Origin of the sequence: Desulfuromonas acetexigens (genome assembly GCF_900111775.1) — a bacterium.
In the GTDB taxonomy this organism is placed as follows: domain Bacteria; phylum Desulfobacterota; class Desulfuromonadia; order Desulfuromonadales; family Trichloromonadaceae; genus Trichloromonas; species Trichloromonas acetexigens.
Genome location: NZ_FOJJ01000012.1, coordinates 37739 through 56389, shown reverse-complemented (window position 1 = coordinate 56389; position 18651 = coordinate 37739). Strand labels below are relative to the sequence as shown.

Here is an 18651-nt window from a genome sequence, read left to right as displayed (position 1 = left end):
TGTCGTCGCTTTTCAGCCCAGATTCTCGATGCGTTCGGCGGGACTGACCACATCGGTCAGGCGGATGCCGAACTTTTCGTTGACCAGCACTGCTTCGCCCCGGGCGATGAGGCGCGAGTTGACGTAGACGTCGAGGGGTTCCCCGGCCAGCTTGTCGAGCTCGACCACCGTCCCTTCCTGCATCTCCAGCAGTTCCTTGATGAGAATGCGGCTGCGGCCGACCTCCACGGAAATCTGCAAGGGAATATCGAGCAGAAATTCGAGATTCTTGACTTCACCCTGGCCCTGCGGCTGTTTGCTGTTATCCATTATTTGCTCCGTTGCGGCATCCGGTTGATGATGCGAATCGCCTTATTGCCGTTCTGGGTTCCCCCCGTCGCCCAGAACTTGGGACGTCCTTCGACCAGCACCTTGAGGGGGACGTTGGGCGCGCAGCCCAGGTCGATGATATCCCCCTCCTGAAAGTTGAGGATGTCCCGCACCATGACCACCACCTCGGCAACCTGGGCCGAGATCTCCACCGGCATCGTCGCCACCCCGTCGGCAAGCAGACTCGGCCATTCGTCGCTGTTGCGCAGCTCCACGGAGAGGGTCGACTCGCGCAGCCTCTCTCGCAACGGCTCCAGGGAGGCGTGGGGAATGACCAGGGTCATCACCCCGGACAGCCCCTCCAGGTTCACCCCGAAAGTCACGACCAGAATCCCTGCCTCGGGCGGGACAATATTGACCAGCCGCGGGTTGGTCTCGACCTTGAGCAGCTGTGGATGTAGCTGCTCCACCGGATCGAAGGCCTTTTTCAGATCGGGACAGAGGGAAGTCATCAACCCCTTGAGCAGGGTCGTTTCGATGCTGGTCAGGGAACGCTGCAAGGGGACTATCTTCTTGATCGCGCCGCCGAGCAGAATTTCCAGCAGGACAAAAGAGAGTTCGCCGCTGTAGATGAGCAACGCCCCCGACTTGAAGGGTTCGAGGTCGAGCAGACCGATGGCGGAATTGTTCTGGATGGTTTCCAGATACTCGGCGAAGCCGAGGGAGTCGCTGCCGGTATATTTGACCGTGACCTGGCGTTGCAGGCGGTTGGTCAGGGTGATGCCGTAGCCACGCCCGATCGCCTCGAAGATGAGATCGAGGTTGGGAATCCGCCAGCGCCCCAGCCCCCCCCGACCACCGACCAGGTTGAGCCCGCGCACCGGCTGATCGCTCGGCGGCGGCGGAACCTCGGCGGCCGTCTCGATGGTGCCGTGCTGAACCGCCGAGAGGAGTTCCGCGATTTCTTCTCTACTGAGGATGCGATCCAAGGCCGCCTCTACTGAACGACGAAATCGGTGAAATAGATGGTTTTGATCTTGCCCTTGGTCAGCAGGGCGTTGAGCTTGCCGATGAGATCGGCGCGCAGTTGCAGTTTGCCCTGCAGATCGCGGATTTCATCGAAGGTCTTGCTCCCCAGGTAAAGGAGAATGGTGTCGCGCACCTGGGCTTTGCGCTCTTCGATTTCCAGCATCCCTTCTGGGGTGAGTAGCTCCAGGGTCATGGAGACCTTGAGATAGCGGGTTCCTTCGGCGTCGAGGATGTTGACGATGAAGTCGTCCATCGGCAGCATCGGCCCGACCGGCGCGACCCCCGTCTCGGCGGATTGGGTCGCGGCCGGGCTCTTTTCGACGGTTTCCGGTTTGGCGGCGCTGCCGGCACCGAGAAAGTAGGCGCCGACGCCGACCCCGGCCAGCAGCAGCACCGCCCCCAGGATCATCAGAATGAGCTTCAGTTTGCCGCCACCTTTTTCTTCGCTTTTATCGTCGGTCTTGTTTTCGGCCATGATTATTTCTCGTTTTCCGGCGGAAGGATTCACGCCTAAGAGGAGGCTTTCTTCGTCCTAAAAGGGGACCTGTTTTCCGGCGTCGATCAGATAGGGCAGCGCCTCGCGGTTGCCGCCGATACTTTCGAGAACGAACTCGACCCGGCGGTTGAGAGCCTGGGCCGCCTCGTTTTTTTCCGTCGCCAGGGGCCGCCGGGAACCGTAGCCGACCGCCGACATGCGATCGAGGGGGACGAGGCTTTCCCGCTCGAAAAACTTCAGGGTCGACACCGCCCGGGCGATGGAGATGTCCCAGTTGGAGAGCGCCAGCCCCGAGGTGGGGGTGTCGTCGGTGTGCCCCTCGATGCGCAAATTCAGCGGCAGATTTTCGATCAGGGCGGCGACATCCTGCAATATCGGATAGGCCTCGGGACTCACCTCGGTCTGACCGGAGGCGAAGAGGACCGCCGCATCGACCCGCAGGATAACCGCACCGCGGTCCTTGACCAGCTGGATGCGGCGATCGATCTTCAGTTGATTGATCTGGCTGAGCATCCGCTGATAGAGACGACTGGTGAAATCGTCCTGGATCGGCGCGAACTCGACTACTTTCGGCTTGGATATCGAGGTCTGGCTCCCGCCCCCCATCACCCCGAAGGCGCTGCGCAGCGATCCGGCCGCTTCCTCGAATTTGATCTTATCCATATTGGCCATGGATAAAAGGAGCACGAAGAAGGTCAGCAGCAGGGTCACCATGTCGCTGAAGGTGACCATCCAGGCCGGAGCGCCGGGATCCTGTTTTTTCGGTCTTTTCGTCATCCGCATGCCGCCTTTTGGGGTGCCGTTATTTCTTGAAATTGCTCTCGCGCAGTTTGGGCGCCACGAAGGTATGCAGCTTCTGCTCCATCAGCCGGGGATTCTCCCCCGCCAGCACGCAGCGCATCCCCTCGGCGATGAGGGTTTTGCTCAAAATTTCCTCGCCGCTGCGGTTTTTCAATTTCCCGGCGATGGGCAGGCAGAGGATGTTGGCGATGACCGAGCCGTAAAAGGTGGTCAACAACGCCACCGCCATGGCCGGGCCGATGGAAGAAGGGTCGCTCATGCTCTGGAGCATCTGCACCAGGCCGATCAGGGTGCCGATCATCCCCATGGCCGGAGCGTAACTGCCCATGGCGATAAAGATATCCGCCCCCGACTCGTGCCGCTCCTGAATGTATTCGATCTCCTTGTCGAGCATCTCCTTCATCGCCTCGGCCTCCTGCCCGTCCACCGCCATCTGCAGCGCCTTCTGGAAGAAAGGATCCTTGACTTCGTCGAGGAAGGATTCGAGGGCCAGGATCCCTTCCTTGCGCGCCTTGCCGGCGAACTGGATCAACTGGCCGATGATCGCCTGCGGCGCCGTTTCCTGATGAAAGACGGTCTTCTTGAAAACCGCCATCGCCCCAAAGACGGACCGGAAGGGGTAGTGAACCAGGGTGGCGCCGATGGTTCCGCCAAGCACGATCATCATCGAGGCCGGATCGATGAAGAGCATCAACGATCCCCCCGACATGATGGCGACGATCATGAGGGCAAAAGCGGCAACAATTCCGACGACGGTCGAGAGATCCACGAGTCACTACCCCAGGGAGAAAGGCCGGGCGGTCAATCCGTCCGGCGTGCCTATCAGGTCATGAGCAAATGCCGTGCCATGACGTACCTTTGCCGAAAAACCGGGAGCAAATCGGGCGGGAGTCGGATTCCACACCCCAACGCCCGGAGAAAAAAATGGCCGGGAGAAAGTCCCGGCCATTTTCAGTCAAAATATTGACTTAAAGATTAACGCTTCAGGTTGATCAATTCGTTGAGCATCTCGTCGGTGGTGGTGATGATCTTCGAGTTGGCCTGGAAGCCGCGCTGGGTGGTGATCATGCTGACGAATTCAGCGGCCAGGTCGACGTTCGACTGCTCCAGCGAGTTGGTGAAGATCTGCCCGATACCGGAACCGACGGTACCGACGATAGGCGAACCGGAAGTCCCCGAGGTCTGGTACATATTGTTGCCGGTCTTGGTCAAACCCGCCGCGTTGCTGAACTTGGCCAGGGAAATCCGGTACAGGCTGCGCGGCACACCGTTGGAGTAGTTGCCGAGAATATTCCCTTCGTTATCGAGGGAGAGCTGTGCGACGGTTCCGGTGCCAAAGCCGTCCTGATCCTGGCTGATGACCACCGAGGCGTTGGACCACTGGGTGGTGTTGAAATCGATATTGAGTTGCACGGTCGGGTCCGAGTTGTTGTTCCAGGCCAGATCGTTGGGCGAAGTGGTCAGCCCGCTGGGGAAATCCGGATCGAGGGTGCCGTCATCGAGGAAACGTAGAACTCCACTGGAGATCAGATAGGGGCCGGTCTGGGCCGGAGTCAGGTTCAGCTCAGCGGCGTTCACGGTGATGTTGTACTCCCATTGCAGGGGGTTGGTCGCCGGGTTGAGCTTGGAAAAGTAGACCGTAGTCTGGTGCGGATTACCCAGGGAATCGTAGATCGTCACCGAGTTGGCGTAGTTGGAGGTCGCCTCCGGCGCCGTGATGTCGAACCCGGCGTCGCGGCCGCTGGTCCCTGTGTTGAAGACCAGGCCATAGGTGCTGTTGGTGCCGGCATCGATGGTCAGTTCGCCGATATCGGTCCCCTTGGCCTGGATCTCCAGACCGCTGAAGACGGTTTTGCGCAAGGCACCGTTGAGGCTCAGGATACTGCTCGACATGTCGGCACTGTTGATCACCTGGATATTGCTGCCATCCATACTGGTCAATGTCAGCGAATGAGTGTTGGCATCGACGGAGGCCCGCACTCCGACCGGGTTCAGCAGGGAGTTGAAATGGTTGACCAGGGCCACGTCGTAGGAAGCCCGATCCACCGTCGCCGGGATGGCCCCCGCGAGGCTCACGCCGTTGATGGTCAGGCCGGCGGGGATGGTCCAGCCGGTGCTCGATTTGTCCGCCACCTCGCTCAGGTTGATGGAGCCGGGAATGACGATCCCTTCGGCATTGATTCCCGCGACACTGTCGATAGCGGTGCTGATCTCCAGGGCCGAACCCTGATTGTAGGTGCCGCCACCGGCGATGTCCAGAGTCATGCCGTTGATCGTCAGGACGCCATCGGGATCACTGAAATCAGTCGCCCCGGCGGCCGTGGTGTCGAGGGTGCGGCCAACACCGACGAATTTGCCGATGATCGGCGCCGGATACTGGGAAGCGGCGTCGAGGTTGGTGGTGAAGGTCACGTTTTCGGTCGCCTTGGGCGGGCTCAGGGTGGTGGTGTCGACCTTGATCTCGGTCAGGTCGCCGGAGACGTTGCCCGCTTCGTTCAGGGCATAGCCGATAGCCCGATAGCCTTCGGGAGAGACCAGATAGCCTTCGGCATCCCAGCGGAAAGCGCCGGCCCGGGTGTAGGAATCGGTATTGGTATTGGGATCACGGACGATGAAAAAACCTTCTCCCTCGATCGCCAGGTCGGTGTTCTTGGCGGTATTTTCGAAGGTCCCCTGGGTGAAGATGTTGTCGACGGTGGACATGCCGGCGCCGCGGCCAACCTGGGAAATGCCACCGGAAGCGGAAATACTGCTGGAGAGGAGGTCGGAAAAGACCGAGCGCCCCGACTTGAAACCGATGGTGTTGCTGTTGGAGATGTTGTTACCGATGACGCTGAGGGCGTTACCGTTGGTGGAAAGACCACTGACGCCGCTGTACAGAGAAGAAAGGATACCCATGACGTGCCTCCTGTTGAGGGATCGCCGCTGTCGGTTGGCGATCCGCGAACCTCCTTCGCGAGGACCGGTTCGGCTATGCGATGATTGCGCTGTCGATGTTGGTGAAGACGTTGTCTTTCAAACTGTTTTGATCAACCACAGTAACGACCGTATGATTTTTGACGCTGACGACCATGGCGGTCTGATCGATCAGGACCAGGGAATCCCGGCCCCCTTTGGCGTCAAGTTGGGCGACTGCCTGTTCGACCCGGGCCAACTGCTCCGGGGCCAGGGCAATGCCGCGGCTCTCCATGCGCTGCCGGGCGTGCTGGGAAAAGCGCAGGGGTTCTTTTCCCAGCTGGCCTTCGAGGATCTCCCCGAAAGAAGGACCGGGACGGGGAGAGCCTTTGTTGATCCTGGCCGGGCCAGGGTTACCGGCGGGCTGGATCGGGGTAGGAAAAATCCGCAGTTGCTCGTCCATGTCATCCTCGCCAGGGCTACATGAGCAGCTGGTTGACGTTGCTGATGGCGGCCTGGGAAACCGCGCCGGCCGTGGTCATCAATTCGTTGCCGGTGGCGCCGATTTCGACGCCGGTGACCGTTCCGCGGATGAGGCCCGAAGCGTTGATCTTGCTCGCCTCCTCATCGGCGGCCGCTGCGTTTTTGGCTGTGACTTCGATGGTATAGTTCCCGGCGGGGAGCAGATTGCCGCTGAATCCCCTGCCGTCCCAAGCGACGAAATGGTCGCCGCCGGCCGCCGGCGGGGCCTTGACGGTGGCAACCAACGTTTTCTGCTCATTGAAGATGTTCAGTTCCACCTCGGTCGCGGCACCCTCCAGGCGGTAGCCGAGCTGGCCGTCGAGAACACCGGGAGTGTAACCAAGACGCTGGCTCAGTTCCGCATCCGGGGAGGGAGCGAGAGTCAAATCCGCCGACTCGGCCACAACCTCTTTGCCGATGAGGCTGAGGGCGGTGAGACGTTGCACATCGGCGCTCGACTCACTCATTTTGGCCAGATGCGCGTTCGTGGCGAACTGCTGCTCCAGGGAGCTGTACTGAGCGAGCTGCGCGGTGAACTCGGTAGGGTCCTGGGGATTGAGGGGATCCTGGTTCTGCAGCTGCGCCACGAGCAGGGTCAGGAATTCGGTTTTGCCGATTTGCTGACTCAGGTCGGCGGACTTGCTGGCGGAACTCGTAAGATCTGCACTCGCGGCCCCTAATCCTAATGCGCTGATGTCTGTCATAACTTTGACACTCCCTTTCAATGCGCGAAACCGGATCGCGGATTCCGGCGGCTCGGCTTCTCTTTGAGAGCCTTATCGGAACCCTTCGGTTAAGTCTTTAGGGGTCTTTTCATCTTCTGTGAATAAATTCGCCCATAAAAAACCCCCGTCCAATTTCTCGAACGGGGGTGCCAATCGCCAGGGGCTGTTTCTCACACCCGCACGCTGATGCCGCCGGGGCGCGGGTTGGCCGAAGACGGTGGCGGCGCAACCACCGGTTCCTCCTCACCGGCCGCGCGACCGGCGGAACGGCCGGCAGATCGGGCCGTGAAGAAGGACTGGCGGGATTCCTGAAAGGAACCGCGCCCCCCCTGTCCCGGGGAGTCATAGGTGACCTGGGCCTCTTCCAGCTTCAAGCCCTGCTGTTCGAAGGATTCGCGCAGGCGCGGCAGGTATTTTTCCAGCACTTCCTGAACCTGCTGATTCTGGGCGTGCATCTGCACCCGGACCCGGTCCCCTTCCACCGTCAGCTCGAGCTTGACCTGACCCAATTCTTCGGGATAGAGGCGCATGGTCATGCGGCTGTGTCGTTCGCCATCGACCAAAGTCAGGCGGCTCGCCACCTGTTGATAGACCTGCTCCTCGGGCACCGGCAAGGCAAAAGGCGTGGCGGCACCCGGCGTGCCTGTTCCGGCAGAGGCGGCCTGCGGGGTTGCTCCCCCCTGCCCAACGGCGGAAAATACCGTAGGATTCGACCCGTTATCGGCGGCGACCCGGAAGATTCCCGGTTCCGCTTGCGCCCCGGGCTCACGGAAGAGCAGCTCGGCCCCCTCCCCTTTGCCGGCATCCATCACCGGCATCGACTCCCCTTGCGCAACCGAAACACGAACCGCCCCTCGCGTTTCGCCTAAAAGTTGGGCGAAGCGCCGATCCGAGGAAGTATCCAGGCGCGATCCACGTAGATCCTCCCGCAATCTTGGCGGTACGACCGTTTCGCGGAGAGCGGCGCCCCCTTCGGCCAGGGTTGCGATACCTGTCGCGGCTTCGGCTAAAACCGAAGTGGGTTGGCTTTGCGCCGGGGAGACCCGTAACGAATCGATCACCGCCGAATCTACCGGTAGCCGAAAGGAGGCAGAAGCCGGAATATCCTGGCGGACAGCTGCGGGGGAAACCCGCGCCGGAGCCGGTTCAGTGGCCGCGGTGAGATCGCTGGCGGCGGGGGCAACGGCCGGAGCATCGGCCCGGGCGACGGGAGTTTCCGGTTTGGAATCCAAGGCTGGGTTAGCGGCAAGGGACGGCCCCCTGCGAACCGCCGCAACCGCCGCAACCGCCTCTTCCGCCCGCATTGCCGGTCCGCTCCCGCTAACGGGCCTGTCGCCGGAAGCTTCAGAGAACAAAGGCTCCGCTATCAAATTCGGGGAATCCGTCATCGCCCCACGAACGCCGGAAACTTCTGCTCGCCCGGTAGCAGCGGGATCGACAGCTTCTTGCGTAGAAGCGGCAGAAAGGGGGGTCGCTGCTTCATACCCTGCCTTGGTCGGGGCAGGCTCATCCGCAACTCTTTGGTCGGATGTAGGCGCAAGCGCTTCCGGCATTTCCACAGCGACGGTCGAAGGCTGATTCAGTCGTGATGTCGGAAGCGAATCCGACGTGAGAACCGAAGCAGCGACGACCTCGCCCTGCGAAACGGTCGAGACACCGGGATTCCCCGGTGACGCAGACGCATCGATTTCCGGAACGATCCCCGAGCCGTCGGCCCTTTCGCCAGGGGAAGTGGGCCGAGATGCCGACCTTTCCGTGCCGGCAGGAGAAACGTCCGGCACAGGCGACACCGGCGCCCCTTGCGTAGCCGCCTCGCGGAACGTCTCGACATCAGTCAAGGAGGTGTGCGAAAGCGCCGGAAAAGGGTCTTCACCCGCCAGTGGGAGAACCTCCGACACGGCCGCGCCAACGCCTTCCAAGACAGGGGCATCCGGTGAAAGCGCCATTTCCGCCTCGATTTTGGCAGGGTCCGTCGCGGAAACGAGGGGGACATCGCTCGACCCGGCTTTGGCACCGCGTCGAGGGGAAGACTGGGCCGACTCTTTGGCGAGAGGCGCACCTCTTTCCTCCAATTCGGCACCGTTGTCCTGCGCACCCTGGCGGGATTCACCGTCACGGCGCTGGGCCGTCGTTTTTACAGGCTCGGGGGATTGCGCGGCCGAATCGGCCGCTGGCGTAGCGAGGGCGTCCTGTCGTTCCCGCAAGGAACGCGCGAAACCGCCGCCTTCCGTCGTAGGAGGGGCGGCCGGGTTTGCCGCGGGCAACAGGCTGTCGAGGGAAACAGGGGGAATTTGCATACTGGCTCACCCTTCGAGGAGAATGGAAGAGCCCGGCTTAATCCTCGACGAGGGTGGAATAGGAAGTACTCAGGCGACGCGCCTCTTCCGGAGGCATGTTTTCCAACAGGGCACCGGCAGCCTTGGCCTTCATTCCGGCCAGAATCCGCACCGCCAGTTCCCGATCAAGCTCGGCGAGAAGAACCGCGCCCTGGGCGGGGTCCATTTTTTCATACATCTTGCCGAGCCCCTGGATCCGTTGGGCCTCCACCTCGTCCTTGGCTTCCAGCAGACGACTCAGGTCGTCCCGCGCCTGCTGGAGCTGGGCTAACTTCTTATCGACCTCGGTCTCCAGGGTCTTTAGCTCTAATTCCCTGATGGCGAGTTTTTCTTCCTTGGCGGCGAATTCCTGCTGTAACGACTCCCGCTCTTCTTGCAGGGAGAGAAGCAGACGGCGCTGTTCCAGGGAATCCAAGCCAGGCAGCATGGCCTCCTCACCGCCGGTTGGCGGCGCCCCACTGACGAGGAGAATGCCCGCCAAGGTAATCGATAAGAGTAGAAATCCGGGACGCATGGTTTTACCCCTGTCTATTTCCTGAATTGGCGCACGGCGACTTCATCAAGCTGCACCGCCTCTTTGTGCAGTTCTTCTGCATAGGCTTCATTCCGATGCTTTTCCTTGAGTTTTTCCAGCAGTTGCCGCTCCTGGCTGGCGACACACAGGGCCTGACGCCGGCGCTCGACCTCGTCGCGGGCGGCCTCCCAGCGCTCCACCAAATCCGCCACCTGGCCCATGGCATGACCGATGTGGTTGCTGTAGAGCGAGAACTCGAAAGCATCCAGTCCCTTGCGCTGCAAGTCCTCGAACTCTTCCCGCAGGCTGTCGAGCTCGCGGCGCTTGGCGGTCAATTCCCCGAGCAGCCGGTTCTCCCGGTCGAGGGCGTCAGCGTGAGCCTGCTGCGCCAGACTCTCCAGGCGTTCCCGGTAGTCGAGCACGGTTTGCAGCTTGAATTTCGCCATGACCCTTATCCTTTACGCCGCGGAGAAAATTCCCTGAAATCGTGCTGTAAGGCTGATCAATAAATCCGGATGAGGGCAACGCCGCGGATGGGCGTTTTTCATCAGCCACTCAGTCGAGGCCCAGTTCCTTGAGCTGCGCGAGCGTCGTCGGCATATCGAACCATTCCCCCATTTCCTGGCGCAGAAAGCGGGTGACCGCGTCGATCTTGGCCACCGCCCGGTCGATGCGGGGATTACTACCGGCGACGTAGGCGCCGATGTTGATGAGATCCTCGGCCTCGCGGTAGGTGGCGAGAATCTCCCGCAAAAGGCCGCTGCGCTTGAAATGCTCGGGATCGACGATGTCGCGCATGACGCGGCTGGCCGAAGCGAGGATGTCGATGGCCGGATAGTGGTTGCGGGCCGCCAGCTGCCGGGAGAGGACAATGTGGCCGTCGAGAATGGAGCGCACCGCGTCGGCGATCGGCTCGTTCATGTCGTCGCCGTCAACGAGGACGGTGTAAAGGCCGGTGATACTGCCGCCGGCCTTGAAACTTCCGGCCCGCTCCAGCAGCTTGGGCAGGGTGGCGAAGACCGAGGGCGTATAGCCCTTGGTGGTGGGCGGTTCGCCGACGGCCAGGCCGACCTCGCGCATGGCCATGGCAAAACGGGTCGCCGAATCCATCATCAGCAGCACGTTCTTGCCCTGGGCGCAGAAATGCTCGGCGATGGTGGTCGCGACGAAGGCGCCGCGCATGCGCAGCAGCGGCGATTGATCGGAGGTGGCGACGACCACCACCGAACGGGCCAGGCCTTCCGGGCCCAGGTCGCGCTCGATGAATTCGCCGACCTCGCGCCCGCGCTCGCCGATCAGGGCGATGACGTTGATGTCGGCCTGGGCGAAGCGGGCCATGGTGCCGAGCAGGACGCTCTTGCCGACCCCGGAACCGGCCATGATCCCCATGCGCTGACCGGTGCCGCAGGTCAGCATGGCGTTGATGGAACGGACCCCGAGATCGAGTGGAGTGGTGATCTTGCGCCGCTCCAGAGGGCCAGCGGGCAGGGCGTAGATGGGCATTTCATGGTCGAGGGGGGGCAGGGGCGGCCCATCGATCGGTTCGCCCATGGCATCGACCACTCGCCCGAGCAGCCCGTCGCCGACCTTCTGGACGGCGCTGCTGCGGCAGACCTGGATGAGACTTCCTGGCCCAAGACCGCGCAACTCGCCCAGGGGCATGAGCAACGCCCGGGAATCGCGGAAGCCGACGACCTCGGCGGGCACCGGCGCGCCGCCGTCCTTGGGTGTGAGCATGCACAGGGTGCCGACGGAAGCGTCGGGGCAGTAGCCCTCCACCACCAGTCCGACGATATTGGTGACCTTGCCCCGCACCCGCATGGGGTTGAAGCCTTGCAGCTCACCGACCAGATTGGTCATCTAGGCCCCTCCGGCAGCGCGTAGAATCTTCTCGCGGATCTCTTCCAGCTGGCTTTCGATGGTGGCGTCCACTTGCCCCAGCTCCGACTCGACCAGGCATCCCCCCCGGGCGATGTGCGCGTCCTCTTCCACGGTCAGGTTCTTCAGGCCGCTGATGCTCGCCATGAGCAGGGGCTTCTTCTCCATGACCACCGCCATGTCGTCGGGATGGACCTTAATGTGGTAGCTGTCGGCATCGGCGGCCGCCTGCAGGGCCTTGACGATGGTGTGATGGATGATTTCGGGATTGAGGGAGACAGCGCAGGGGATGATCTGCTCGGCGATCGCCAAGACCAGGCGCAGCATATCATCGGAGCTGTTTTTCAGGATCGATTCCCGCAGCCGGCTGATTTCCTCAACCGCCGAGGCAAAGGCCTGGATCGTCGGACCGAAGCGTTTTTCCACCTCTTCGGCCCCTTCCCGTTTGCCCCGGGCAAAGGCTTCGGCGGCCTGGGCCTCGCTCTCGCGGGACGGCCCCCCCGGAAGATGCACCCGAGCGGAGTCGACGGCGGACGCCGTCGGCAGGGATGAAACGGACTCCTGAAAGACCGCGCCCCCCGCCACCATGCCACCGTCGCCGCTGGCAAAGTCGGAAAAGACCAGGCGCTGCAAATCGTTGCACTCGTTCCCCTTGTAGATTCTAGACCAGGACATCGGACACTCCCCTTCCCGGGATCACGACCTTGCCTTCTTCCTCCAGCTTCAGCGCCACCTGAATGATCTCCTGTTGGGCCGCCTCGACGTCGGCGAGGCGCACCGGCGCCATCGCCGCCATATCTTCCTTGATCATGTCCACGGCGCGGCTGGAAATGTTGGCAAAAAGCTTGTTGGTCAGGTCCTCGGAGGCGGTCTTGAGGGCCACCACCAGGGTGTCGTTGTTGACCTCGCGCAGAATCTGCTGCAAGCCGCGGCCGTCGATATAGACCAGGTCGTCAAAGACAAAGAGCCGGCGGCGGATGGTTTCCGCCAGTTCCGGGTCGCTCTCCTCGATCATGCCGAGGATCACCCGATCCTTCCCTTTCTTCATGCGCCCGAGGATATCGACCACCTTGTCGATCCCGCCGACCTGCTGCTGCTCGCTGTCGACGACGGCGCCGATCTCCCGACGCAGGGATTCCTCGATATCGTTGATGACCTCGGGGGAAACCTTGTCGATGCGCGCCATGCGGTAGACGATCTCGGCGCGCAGCGCTTCGTTGAAGCCTTCCAGAATCTTGCTGGTATGCTCCGGCGTCTGGGTCGAGAGGATCAGGGCAATGGTCTGGGGATGCTCGTTCTGGAGGATGCCGGCGACCATGCGCGGCTCCATCATGGCGATCGTTTCCAGGGGACGAAAACTCGCCCCGGCGGCGAGCTGATCCATGAGCGACGCCTTGCGATCCTTGTTGGAACTGCTGGAGATGGCTTTTCGGACGAACTCGTCGCCACGCACGAAGAGCCCCGCCAGCTCCTCCTCGGCCTTGAGAAAATGATCGACCACCTGCTTGGCGACATCGGCGGGAACGTGCTCGATGCTCATCATGCAGCGGCTGATCTTGCGAACTTCGCTGTCGTCAAGACGCTCGAAGATACGCGCGGTCGCCTCCTCGCCGAGGCAGAAGAGCAACATGGCGGCCCGTTCCACTCCGGACAGGCGCGAAAGAAGACCCGTTGCCATCTCAGCTCTCTCTCAGCCAGGTCTTGATGATCTGGGCGAACGACCCCTGCTCTTGCATGGCCAGCTCCCGCAGCCGCTCGGCCGGGTCGCCCTGCGGCCGGGGTAGGGCCTCGGTACGGTTCAGTTCGGCCTCCAGTTCCTCGACGGTCTTCATCGGCGTCACCACCCGAGCGGAACCCTGCAGGGTACGCAGCATCGGCCGGGCCAGCAGCAGATAGAGCAAGACCGCGCCGACGATCAACAGGCCATACTTGATAAAGGGCAGGTACTGGTAAAGCCCGGCGCCTTCCATGCTTTCGGTGGAAGCCATTTCAAAAAAAGCGCTCTCGAAGGGCATGGAACTGACTTCCAGCTTGTCGCCACGGGCATCGTCGATGCCCAGGGCGCTGCTCACCATGGCCCGGATCGACTGGATTTCCTTGGCGTCACGGGGAACCGGCGCACCGGCTTCCTCCCCGGCGGCGGCCGGTGCCGGACGATCGGCCACGAGCACCGCCACGGAGAGCTGCTTGATGGTGCCGACCGGGAAGACCTTGCGGTTGATGACCTTGCTGACTTCGTAGTTGATCGTCTCTTCGCTACGGCTCGATGAGGTCATCCCGGAAGTCGGCGCAGCATCCCCCAGATTCGAGGCGACGCCCGGCACCCCGGCGGCGGACGGAGTGCCGTTCTTTTCCTGGCTGGTCTGCTCGCTACGCACGGCGGTACGGTTGGGATCGTAACTCTCTTCGGTCTGCTCCTGCTGCAGGAAATCGACGGCGGCGGTCACCCGCACCACCGAGTTGCCGGCTCCAAGGGCCTGATCGAGAAGGGACTGGGCGCGACTTTCCAGACGCCGCTCCAGGGTCTGCTGGTAATCGAGCATCCCCGGAGTCATCGGCCCGGCGATTTCGTCGGAGGGGTTGGCGGTGAGGATCTTGCCGGTGGAATCGACGACCGTGACGTTCTCGGCTTCGATGCCGTCGACGCTGCCGGCAACCAGATGGACGATCCCCTGGATCTGGCTTTCCTTGAGTTGACGGCCGGCTCCCAGCTTGAGGATGACCGAGGCGCTACCGACCTTCTGCTGCTCGGTGAAGAGGCGTTTTTCCGGCAGGGCCAGATGCACCCGCGCCCCTTCCACCGGCGCCAGGGAGGCGATGGTCCGCGACAGTTCCCCCTGCTGGGCGCGCAGGTAGTTGATCTTCTGAGCGAAGTCGGTCATGCCGAAGCTCTGCTGGTCGAAGATCTCGAAACCGACGCCGCCCCCTCGAGGCAGACCGGAACCGGCCAGTTCCAGACGGGTCTCGTAGACCTGATCGGCAGGAATGTGGATGGAGGTCCCGTTGCCCTCCAGGCGATAGGGGATCTTCCGTTCCTTGAGCCACTCCACCACCTCGGCGGCGTCGGCGTTTTCCATCTGGGCGAAGAGCAGATGATAATCGGCCACCCGCGCCTGCAGAATGATAGCGGCGAAGACCGCCGCGCAGATCAGCACCACTGCCAGCAGACTCAGCTTGCGGGAAGCCGGCCAGGCGCCCACCGTCCGCATCAGATTTCTATTCGTTGCCACCGCCATTGCCGGAACCTCTCTTCAACACCATAAAATTATTACCCATTCCCCCTCGGTCGAGGAGATTAGACCTGCATCCGCATGATTTCCTGATAAGCCTCAAGCGCCTTGTTGCGCATCTGCACCGCCAGCTTCAGGGAGATATCGGCTTTTTCCATGGCGATCATCACCTCGTGCAGATTGCGCGATTCGCCGGTCTGCAACTGCTCCACCGCCAGATCGGCCTCGGACTGGCTACGGCTGACCGAGTCAAGAGCCTCGCCGAGGGCTTTGGCGAAACCGCCATTACCCCCCTGCGCCGGAGCGGAGGATGCGACGGGCGGCGTTCCGAGATTGCTCAGATGGGAAAGTAACGTGATATCGCTCATGATTTATCGTCCTATTTCAAGGGCCTTGAGGGCCATTCGTTTGGTCGCCTTGATCGCCGTGACGTTCGCTTCGTAGGCGCGGGTGGCGCTGGTCATATCGACCATCTCGTCGAGCAGGTTGACGTTGGGAAGCAGCACCTGCCCCGCCTCGTCGGCGTCGGGATGGGAGGGATCGTAAATGACCCGAGGAGGAGCGTTGTTGATCTGAATGGCGGCGACCTCTACCCCCTGTACCGCTCCTTTCAAGCTTTGTTCCAACTTTTTCGCGAAAGGGCTCTCGGTGGAGCGAAAGACGACTTCCCGCTTGCGATAGGGGCCACCGTCGGGGGTGCGGGTCGTTTCGATATTGGCCAGGTTGGAGCTGATGGTATTGAGGCGGACCTGTTGCGCCGCCAGCGCCGAGGAACTTATTTTGAGCGCGTCGAAGATATCCATTTAGTCCTCCTTAACGGCCGTCTTGGGCCACATATTTGAGCAGGCCGAGTTTCTTGCTGATGACCTGGGTGGCGGTTTCGTAAAGCAGCTGGTTTTCCGCCATGGCGATCATCTCCCGTTCCAGATTGACGCCGTTGCCGTCGCCGAAACCGAGGGTATCCGGTTCGCGGATGACCCTCCCCCGCACCCCGGAGAGATCGCCGGTGCCGATGGGGAAATGGGCCGGATGGGTCGCCGCCGCCGCGCCGGGAAGAGGCTTGAGGGCCTGACGCAGCTGCTCTTCGAACTCCAGGCGCGAAGGTGTATAGCCGGGGGTCTCGGCGTTGGCGATGTTCGAGGAGATGATCTCCTGGTTGCGCTGGCGCATATCCAGGGTCTTTTCCAGCAAACGGATCGACTGATCGAAAAGTTCCAACTTCGGCATGATCTGGATTCCTTTACCGCGCAGAGCGGCGGACGAATAATCCCGCTACCGGGGTGTCTCTGCAAACAACGCGCCCGAAGCGGCCTGACGCCACTGGGGAGCTTCCCCCTTTTCGGCCAGATCGGTAAATAACTTAAGGGCTTCCCCCCGACGACCGGTGGCGAGAAGAATCTGCCCTTGCCGGTAACGGGCCTGATCGGCCAGGCCGGCGACCCCTTCCAGCTCGCGGTAAAGGGGCAGGGCCGCATCAAAGCGCTTGCGCTTGAACTCGGCCTCGGCCCAGCGCAGCAGCTGCTGGGGATGTTCTGCCCGGACTGCGGGATCGGTCAAGACCCGGGCCAGGGATTCGGCCGCCCGATCCATGTCCGCCACCTCCCAGAAGACCGTTCCGGCAAGCAGATCGAGCTCGGGCGTGCGTTTCAGCTCAGTGGATGTCAAAATTTTGGCAGCCGCGGGATAATCCTTTTGCGCCGTCAGCGCCCGCAATTTGTGGCTCAGCGCCGATTGCACCTGTTCCCCCTTGGGGAAATGTTCCAGATAGCGGTCGGCGTACTCGATGACCAACCGGTGATCTTCTTTGGCCGACAAAACCTCCAGCAACGGGGCGTAGAAAGGCTCCTCCCCCGCCTCCCCCCGGTAGGCGTCGAGCATGAAGAAATAGACGTCGGCAGCCTTATCGAGCAAGCCCAGGCTGCGCAGGGCGCTGCCGAGATCAAGCAGCAGTTCGCTGCCGGTGCCGAGCGCCACCAAATGATCCCGGTACTTTTCCACCAGCACCAGGGCGCCGAAGTAGTCCTGCCGTCCCACCGTCTGGCGGATGACCTGCGGCAGCAGTTCGTTGAGCAGCGCCTGGGAGAAATCCTGAAAGCGCCCCTGGCGATGCTGACGGATGAACTCTTCGAGAAAACCGAGGGTGGTGCGATCGACATTCTGCAGGGCGGCCAGCAACACATGCTTGAAAGCCGCCTCCTCGCGCAGTTCGCGACGGACGGCGGTGACGCCCAGCTGCTGATAGCTGAGAACTTTCATGAAGCCTTTTTCGGCCGGAGCGGCGAGGACTTCCTGGTCGAGGATGAGCAAACGCGCCCGTTGCGCCGCCTCATCCTCCTCCGATCCGGCGGCCAGGGTCCGCAGCTGCGACATCCCGGCATCGACCCGGCCGCTGCGAATGAGGGCACGGGCGTGTCCGAAGGCGGCGAGATTCCTGGCGGCGGGCGTGCCGGCAACCTGGGCCAGTTCGGCGTAGCGGGCGACGGCGGCGGCGAAATCCCCCTGGCGGTAACAGGCCTCGGCCAGACGCGCCAGCGATTGCGGGAATGCGCCCCAGGCCTTGATCTGGGGATTCAGCGCCCGATACTGTTCGAGGGCCGCCGCCGTGTCGCCCAGGTCGAAGAGGGCGTCGGCGCGGCTGCGTCCGCCGTAGGGGACAAGCTGCGCGGCCAGTTGCTCCTGATCGAGGGTCGCCAACGCCGCTTTGGGCCGCTCGGTGGCGAGTTCAACCTCGGCTCGCAGCAACAGCCCCAGCTGCCGATAGTAAACGGCATCCTTGGCCGTTTCCTGCAGGTTGCCGAGGAGAAAACCGGAATCGTAGGGTTCCCCCCGCAGTGCCCGCAGGTAGCCGAACAGATAGAGTGCGCGACTGCGCAGGGCCGAGTCGGGAAAGGCGTTCAGGAAGTTGTCGAGAACGGTCTGGGCGCGCCCGGTCTCGCCGAGACGCAGCAGAGTTTCTCCGTGCAGCAGGGCGTGGGCTTCGCGATCCACCCCCGTAAGCTCCCTGGGCGGCACCCCGTCGAAGAGCCTCAGCGCCCGGATCCAACTGCCGCTGCTCAGCGCCTCGACCCCTTCGGCCAGGCGCGCACCGACGGCGCCGGTGGTGGCCGGGCTGAAAACGAGCAGCGGCAGGGGGGGCAGAGAATAGCGTACCGGCGCAGCAACCCCCAGGGGCGTTTCGTACTCTTCGCAGAAACGGCGCCAGGAGGCGGAAAAATCCTCCCCTTCAAGAATATTCTTCACCACCTGCCCGCCCTTCAGCGAGGCTAGCCGGGGTGGGTTGCGGGAGATGGCCAGGCGTGCCGGCGCACGACCACTCCCCCAGTCGAGATGGAGCAGCAACCGACGATTTCCGGGATCAGTCAAGACTTTGACACTGGCCGGGGCCGTGCGCAGCAGAAAGGAGACCATCAAGAGCCGTCCCTGTCGGGCCAGCAGCACTTTTAAAACCTTGCCATCCTCCGGCGGGGCAGGCAAAGAGGCGGCTTCCGTATCGCTCAAAAAGAGGTCGACCCGCTGTCCGGAAACTTCGAGCCGATGCTCGGGCAGGGCGGAAAAGTCCAGGCTCAGGCGGGTGGAGGTGGTTTCCTCCGCCTTGTCGATGCGAAGCAACTGGGTCGGCGTCGCCGCCGCCACCGGGCAGGCGAGAACCGACAGCAAAATCAAGGTCGTGATCAGGATACGCAAAGGACCTCCGAAAGACGATTTTCATCCGCCGTTGAAACTTGCCAATTATGTGCCAAAGGAAACCGGTCAAATGACGAAGAGCCTCTGCGGGTTCCGGGTAAAAACCAGAAACGTCGAATGCACGACACCGCAAAACCGGCTTTTTGACAGAAACCTCGACGAAAAACTCCGTGCCGGCGTCGCCTAAAACACCTATCTATCTATTTTCACTGGATTGAATCGCGCAACCGGA

General features: G+C 62.2%; 19 protein-coding genes. All 19 read right to left on the bottom strand.

Annotation, left to right across the window (positions count from 1 at the left end; all coding sequences use genetic code 11):
• Positions 1–12: 12 nt before the first annotated feature.
• On the bottom strand, positions 13–309 hold the full coding sequence (gene fliN / locus BQ4888_RS06830) for a flagellar motor switch protein FliN (protein ID WP_092055508.1): 297 nt from the start codon (positions 307–309) through the stop codon (positions 13–15).
• Positions 309–1298, bottom strand: coding sequence for a flagellar motor switch protein FliM (locus BQ4888_RS06825; RefSeq protein ID WP_092055503.1), 990 nt, complete (start codon positions 1296–1298; stop codon positions 309–311). The genes fliN and BQ4888_RS06825 overlap by 1 nt, the downstream gene beginning before the upstream one ends.
• 8 nt (positions 1299–1306) lie before the next feature.
• Complete coding sequence (locus BQ4888_RS06820) at positions 1307–1813, bottom strand: flagellar basal body-associated FliL family protein (protein WP_240746305.1); 507 nt, start codon at positions 1811–1813, stop codon at positions 1307–1309.
• A 57-nt stretch (positions 1814–1870) separates the two neighbouring features.
• Positions 1871–2611: an OmpA/MotB family protein gene (locus BQ4888_RS06815; RefSeq protein ID WP_092055500.1), complete on the bottom strand. Its 741-nt coding sequence runs from the start codon at positions 2609–2611 to the stop codon at positions 1871–1873.
• Positions 2612–2636: 25 nt separating this feature from the next.
• On the bottom strand, positions 2637–3404 hold the full coding sequence (locus BQ4888_RS06810) for a motility protein A (RefSeq protein ID WP_092055495.1): 768 nt from the start codon (positions 3402–3404) through the stop codon (positions 2637–2639).
• A gap of 206 nt (positions 3405–3610) precedes the next feature.
• Complete coding sequence (locus BQ4888_RS06805) at positions 3611–5533, bottom strand: flagellar hook-basal body complex protein (RefSeq protein WP_092055491.1); 1923 nt, start codon at positions 5531–5533, stop codon at positions 3611–3613.
• A 73-nt stretch (positions 5534–5606) separates the two neighbouring features.
• On the bottom strand, positions 5607–5993 hold the full coding sequence (locus tag BQ4888_RS06800) for a TIGR02530 family flagellar biosynthesis protein (RefSeq protein ID WP_092055487.1): 387 nt from the start codon (positions 5991–5993) through the stop codon (positions 5607–5609).
• A 16-nt stretch (positions 5994–6009) separates the two neighbouring features.
• Entirely contained in the window at positions 6010–6756 is a 747-nt protein-coding gene (locus tag BQ4888_RS06795; RefSeq protein WP_092055484.1) for a flagellar hook assembly protein FlgD, read from the bottom strand.
• Between the two features lie 191 nt (positions 6757–6947).
• Positions 6948–8081, bottom strand: coding sequence for a flagellar hook-length control protein FliK (locus BQ4888_RS17520; protein ID WP_170232779.1), 1134 nt, complete (start codon positions 8079–8081; stop codon positions 6948–6950).
• A gap of 1030 nt (positions 8082–9111) precedes the next feature.
• Entirely contained in the window at positions 9112–9627 is a 516-nt protein-coding gene (locus BQ4888_RS06785; RefSeq protein ID WP_140396611.1) for a MotE family protein, read from the bottom strand.
• A 14-nt stretch (positions 9628–9641) separates the two neighbouring features.
• Positions 9642–10073, bottom strand: a complete 432-nt coding sequence (gene fliJ / locus BQ4888_RS06780) for a flagellar export protein FliJ (protein ID WP_092055472.1) — start codon at positions 10071–10073, stop codon at positions 9642–9644.
• 109 nt (positions 10074–10182) lie between these two features.
• Positions 10183–11487, bottom strand: coding sequence for a FliI/YscN family ATPase (locus BQ4888_RS06775; RefSeq protein WP_092055468.1), 1305 nt, complete (start codon positions 11485–11487; stop codon positions 10183–10185).
• Positions 11488–12180: a FliH/SctL family protein gene (locus tag BQ4888_RS06770; protein WP_092055466.1), complete on the bottom strand. Its 693-nt coding sequence runs from the start codon at positions 12178–12180 to the stop codon at positions 11488–11490.
• On the bottom strand, positions 12167–13183 hold the full coding sequence (gene fliG / locus BQ4888_RS06765) for a flagellar motor switch protein FliG (RefSeq protein ID WP_092055464.1): 1017 nt from the start codon (positions 13181–13183) through the stop codon (positions 12167–12169). The genes BQ4888_RS06770 and fliG overlap by 14 nt, the downstream gene beginning before the upstream one ends.
• Position 13184: 1 nt before the next feature.
• A complete protein-coding gene (fliF, locus tag BQ4888_RS06760) occupies positions 13185–14741 on the bottom strand; it encodes a flagellar basal-body MS-ring/collar protein FliF (protein ID WP_092055462.1) in 1557 nt (518 codons plus the stop codon).
• A gap of 59 nt (positions 14742–14800) precedes the next feature.
• Entirely contained in the window at positions 14801–15103 is a 303-nt protein-coding gene (gene fliE / locus BQ4888_RS06755; RefSeq protein WP_092055459.1) for a flagellar hook-basal body complex protein FliE, read from the bottom strand.
• Positions 15104–15106: 3 nt separating this feature from the next.
• Positions 15107–15538: a flagellar basal body rod protein FlgC gene (flgC, locus tag BQ4888_RS06750; RefSeq protein WP_092055455.1), complete on the bottom strand. Its 432-nt coding sequence runs from the start codon at positions 15536–15538 to the stop codon at positions 15107–15109.
• A gap of 10 nt (positions 15539–15548) precedes the next feature.
• Positions 15549–15962, bottom strand: coding sequence for a flagellar basal body rod protein FlgB (gene flgB / locus BQ4888_RS06745; RefSeq protein WP_092055451.1), 414 nt, complete (start codon positions 15960–15962; stop codon positions 15549–15551).
• Between the two features lie 45 nt (positions 15963–16007).
• Positions 16008–18419, bottom strand: a complete 2412-nt coding sequence (locus BQ4888_RS06740; protein WP_092055447.1) for a tetratricopeptide repeat protein — start codon at positions 18417–18419, stop codon at positions 16008–16010.
• Positions 18420–18651: the final 232 nt, after the last annotated feature.

Bases quoted from the DNA above. Each gene is read 5' to 3' on its own strand.
- flgB (WP_092055451.1), bottom strand. From the start codon at position 15,962: ATGCCGAAGTTGGAACTTTTCGATCAGTCGATCCGTTTGCTGGAAAAG.
- BQ4888_RS17520 (WP_170232779.1), bottom strand. From the start codon at position 8,081: ATGCGGGCGGAAGAGGCGGTTGCGGCGGTTGCGGCGGTTCGCAGGGGG.
- BQ4888_RS06820 (WP_240746305.1), bottom strand. From the start codon at position 1,813: ATGGCCGAAAACAAGACCGACGATAAAAGCGAAGAAAAAGGTGGCGGC.
- BQ4888_RS06770 (WP_092055466.1), bottom strand. From the start codon at position 12,180: ATGTCCTGGTCTAGAATCTACAAGGGGAACGAGTGCAACGATTTGCAG.
- flgC (WP_092055455.1), bottom strand. From the start codon at position 15,538: ATGGATATCTTCGACGCGCTCAAAATAAGTTCCTCGGCGCTGGCGGCG.
- fliJ (WP_092055472.1), bottom strand. From the start codon at position 10,073: ATGGCGAAATTCAAGCTGCAAACCGTGCTCGACTACCGGGAACGCCTG.
- fliF (WP_092055462.1), bottom strand. From the start codon at position 14,741: ATGGCGGTGGCAACGAATAGAAATCTGATGCGGACGGTGGGCGCCTGG.
- BQ4888_RS06800 (WP_092055487.1), bottom strand. From the start codon at position 5,993: ATGGACGAGCAACTGCGGATTTTTCCTACCCCGATCCAGCCCGCCGGT.
- fliG (WP_092055464.1), bottom strand. From the start codon at position 13,183: ATGGCAACGGGTCTTCTTTCGCGCCTGTCCGGAGTGGAACGGGCCGCC.
- fliE (WP_092055459.1), bottom strand. From the start codon at position 15,103: ATGAGCGATATCACGTTACTTTCCCATCTGAGCAATCTCGGAACGCCG.
- BQ4888_RS06785 (WP_140396611.1), bottom strand. From the start codon at position 9,627: ATGCGTCCCGGATTTCTACTCTTATCGATTACCTTGGCGGGCATTCTC.
- BQ4888_RS06775 (WP_092055468.1), bottom strand. From the start codon at position 11,487: ATGACCAATCTGGTCGGTGAGCTGCAAGGCTTCAACCCCATGCGGGTG.
- BQ4888_RS06805 (WP_092055491.1), bottom strand. From the start codon at position 5,533: ATGGGTATCCTTTCTTCTCTGTACAGCGGCGTCAGTGGTCTTTCCACC.
- BQ4888_RS06815 (WP_092055500.1), bottom strand. From the start codon at position 2,611: ATGACGAAAAGACCGAAAAAACAGGATCCCGGCGCTCCGGCCTGGATG.
- fliN (WP_092055508.1), bottom strand. From the start codon at position 309: ATGGATAACAGCAAACAGCCGCAGGGCCAGGGTGAAGTCAAGAATCTC.
- BQ4888_RS06795 (WP_092055484.1), bottom strand. From the start codon at position 6,756: ATGACAGACATCAGCGCATTAGGATTAGGGGCCGCGAGTGCAGATCTT.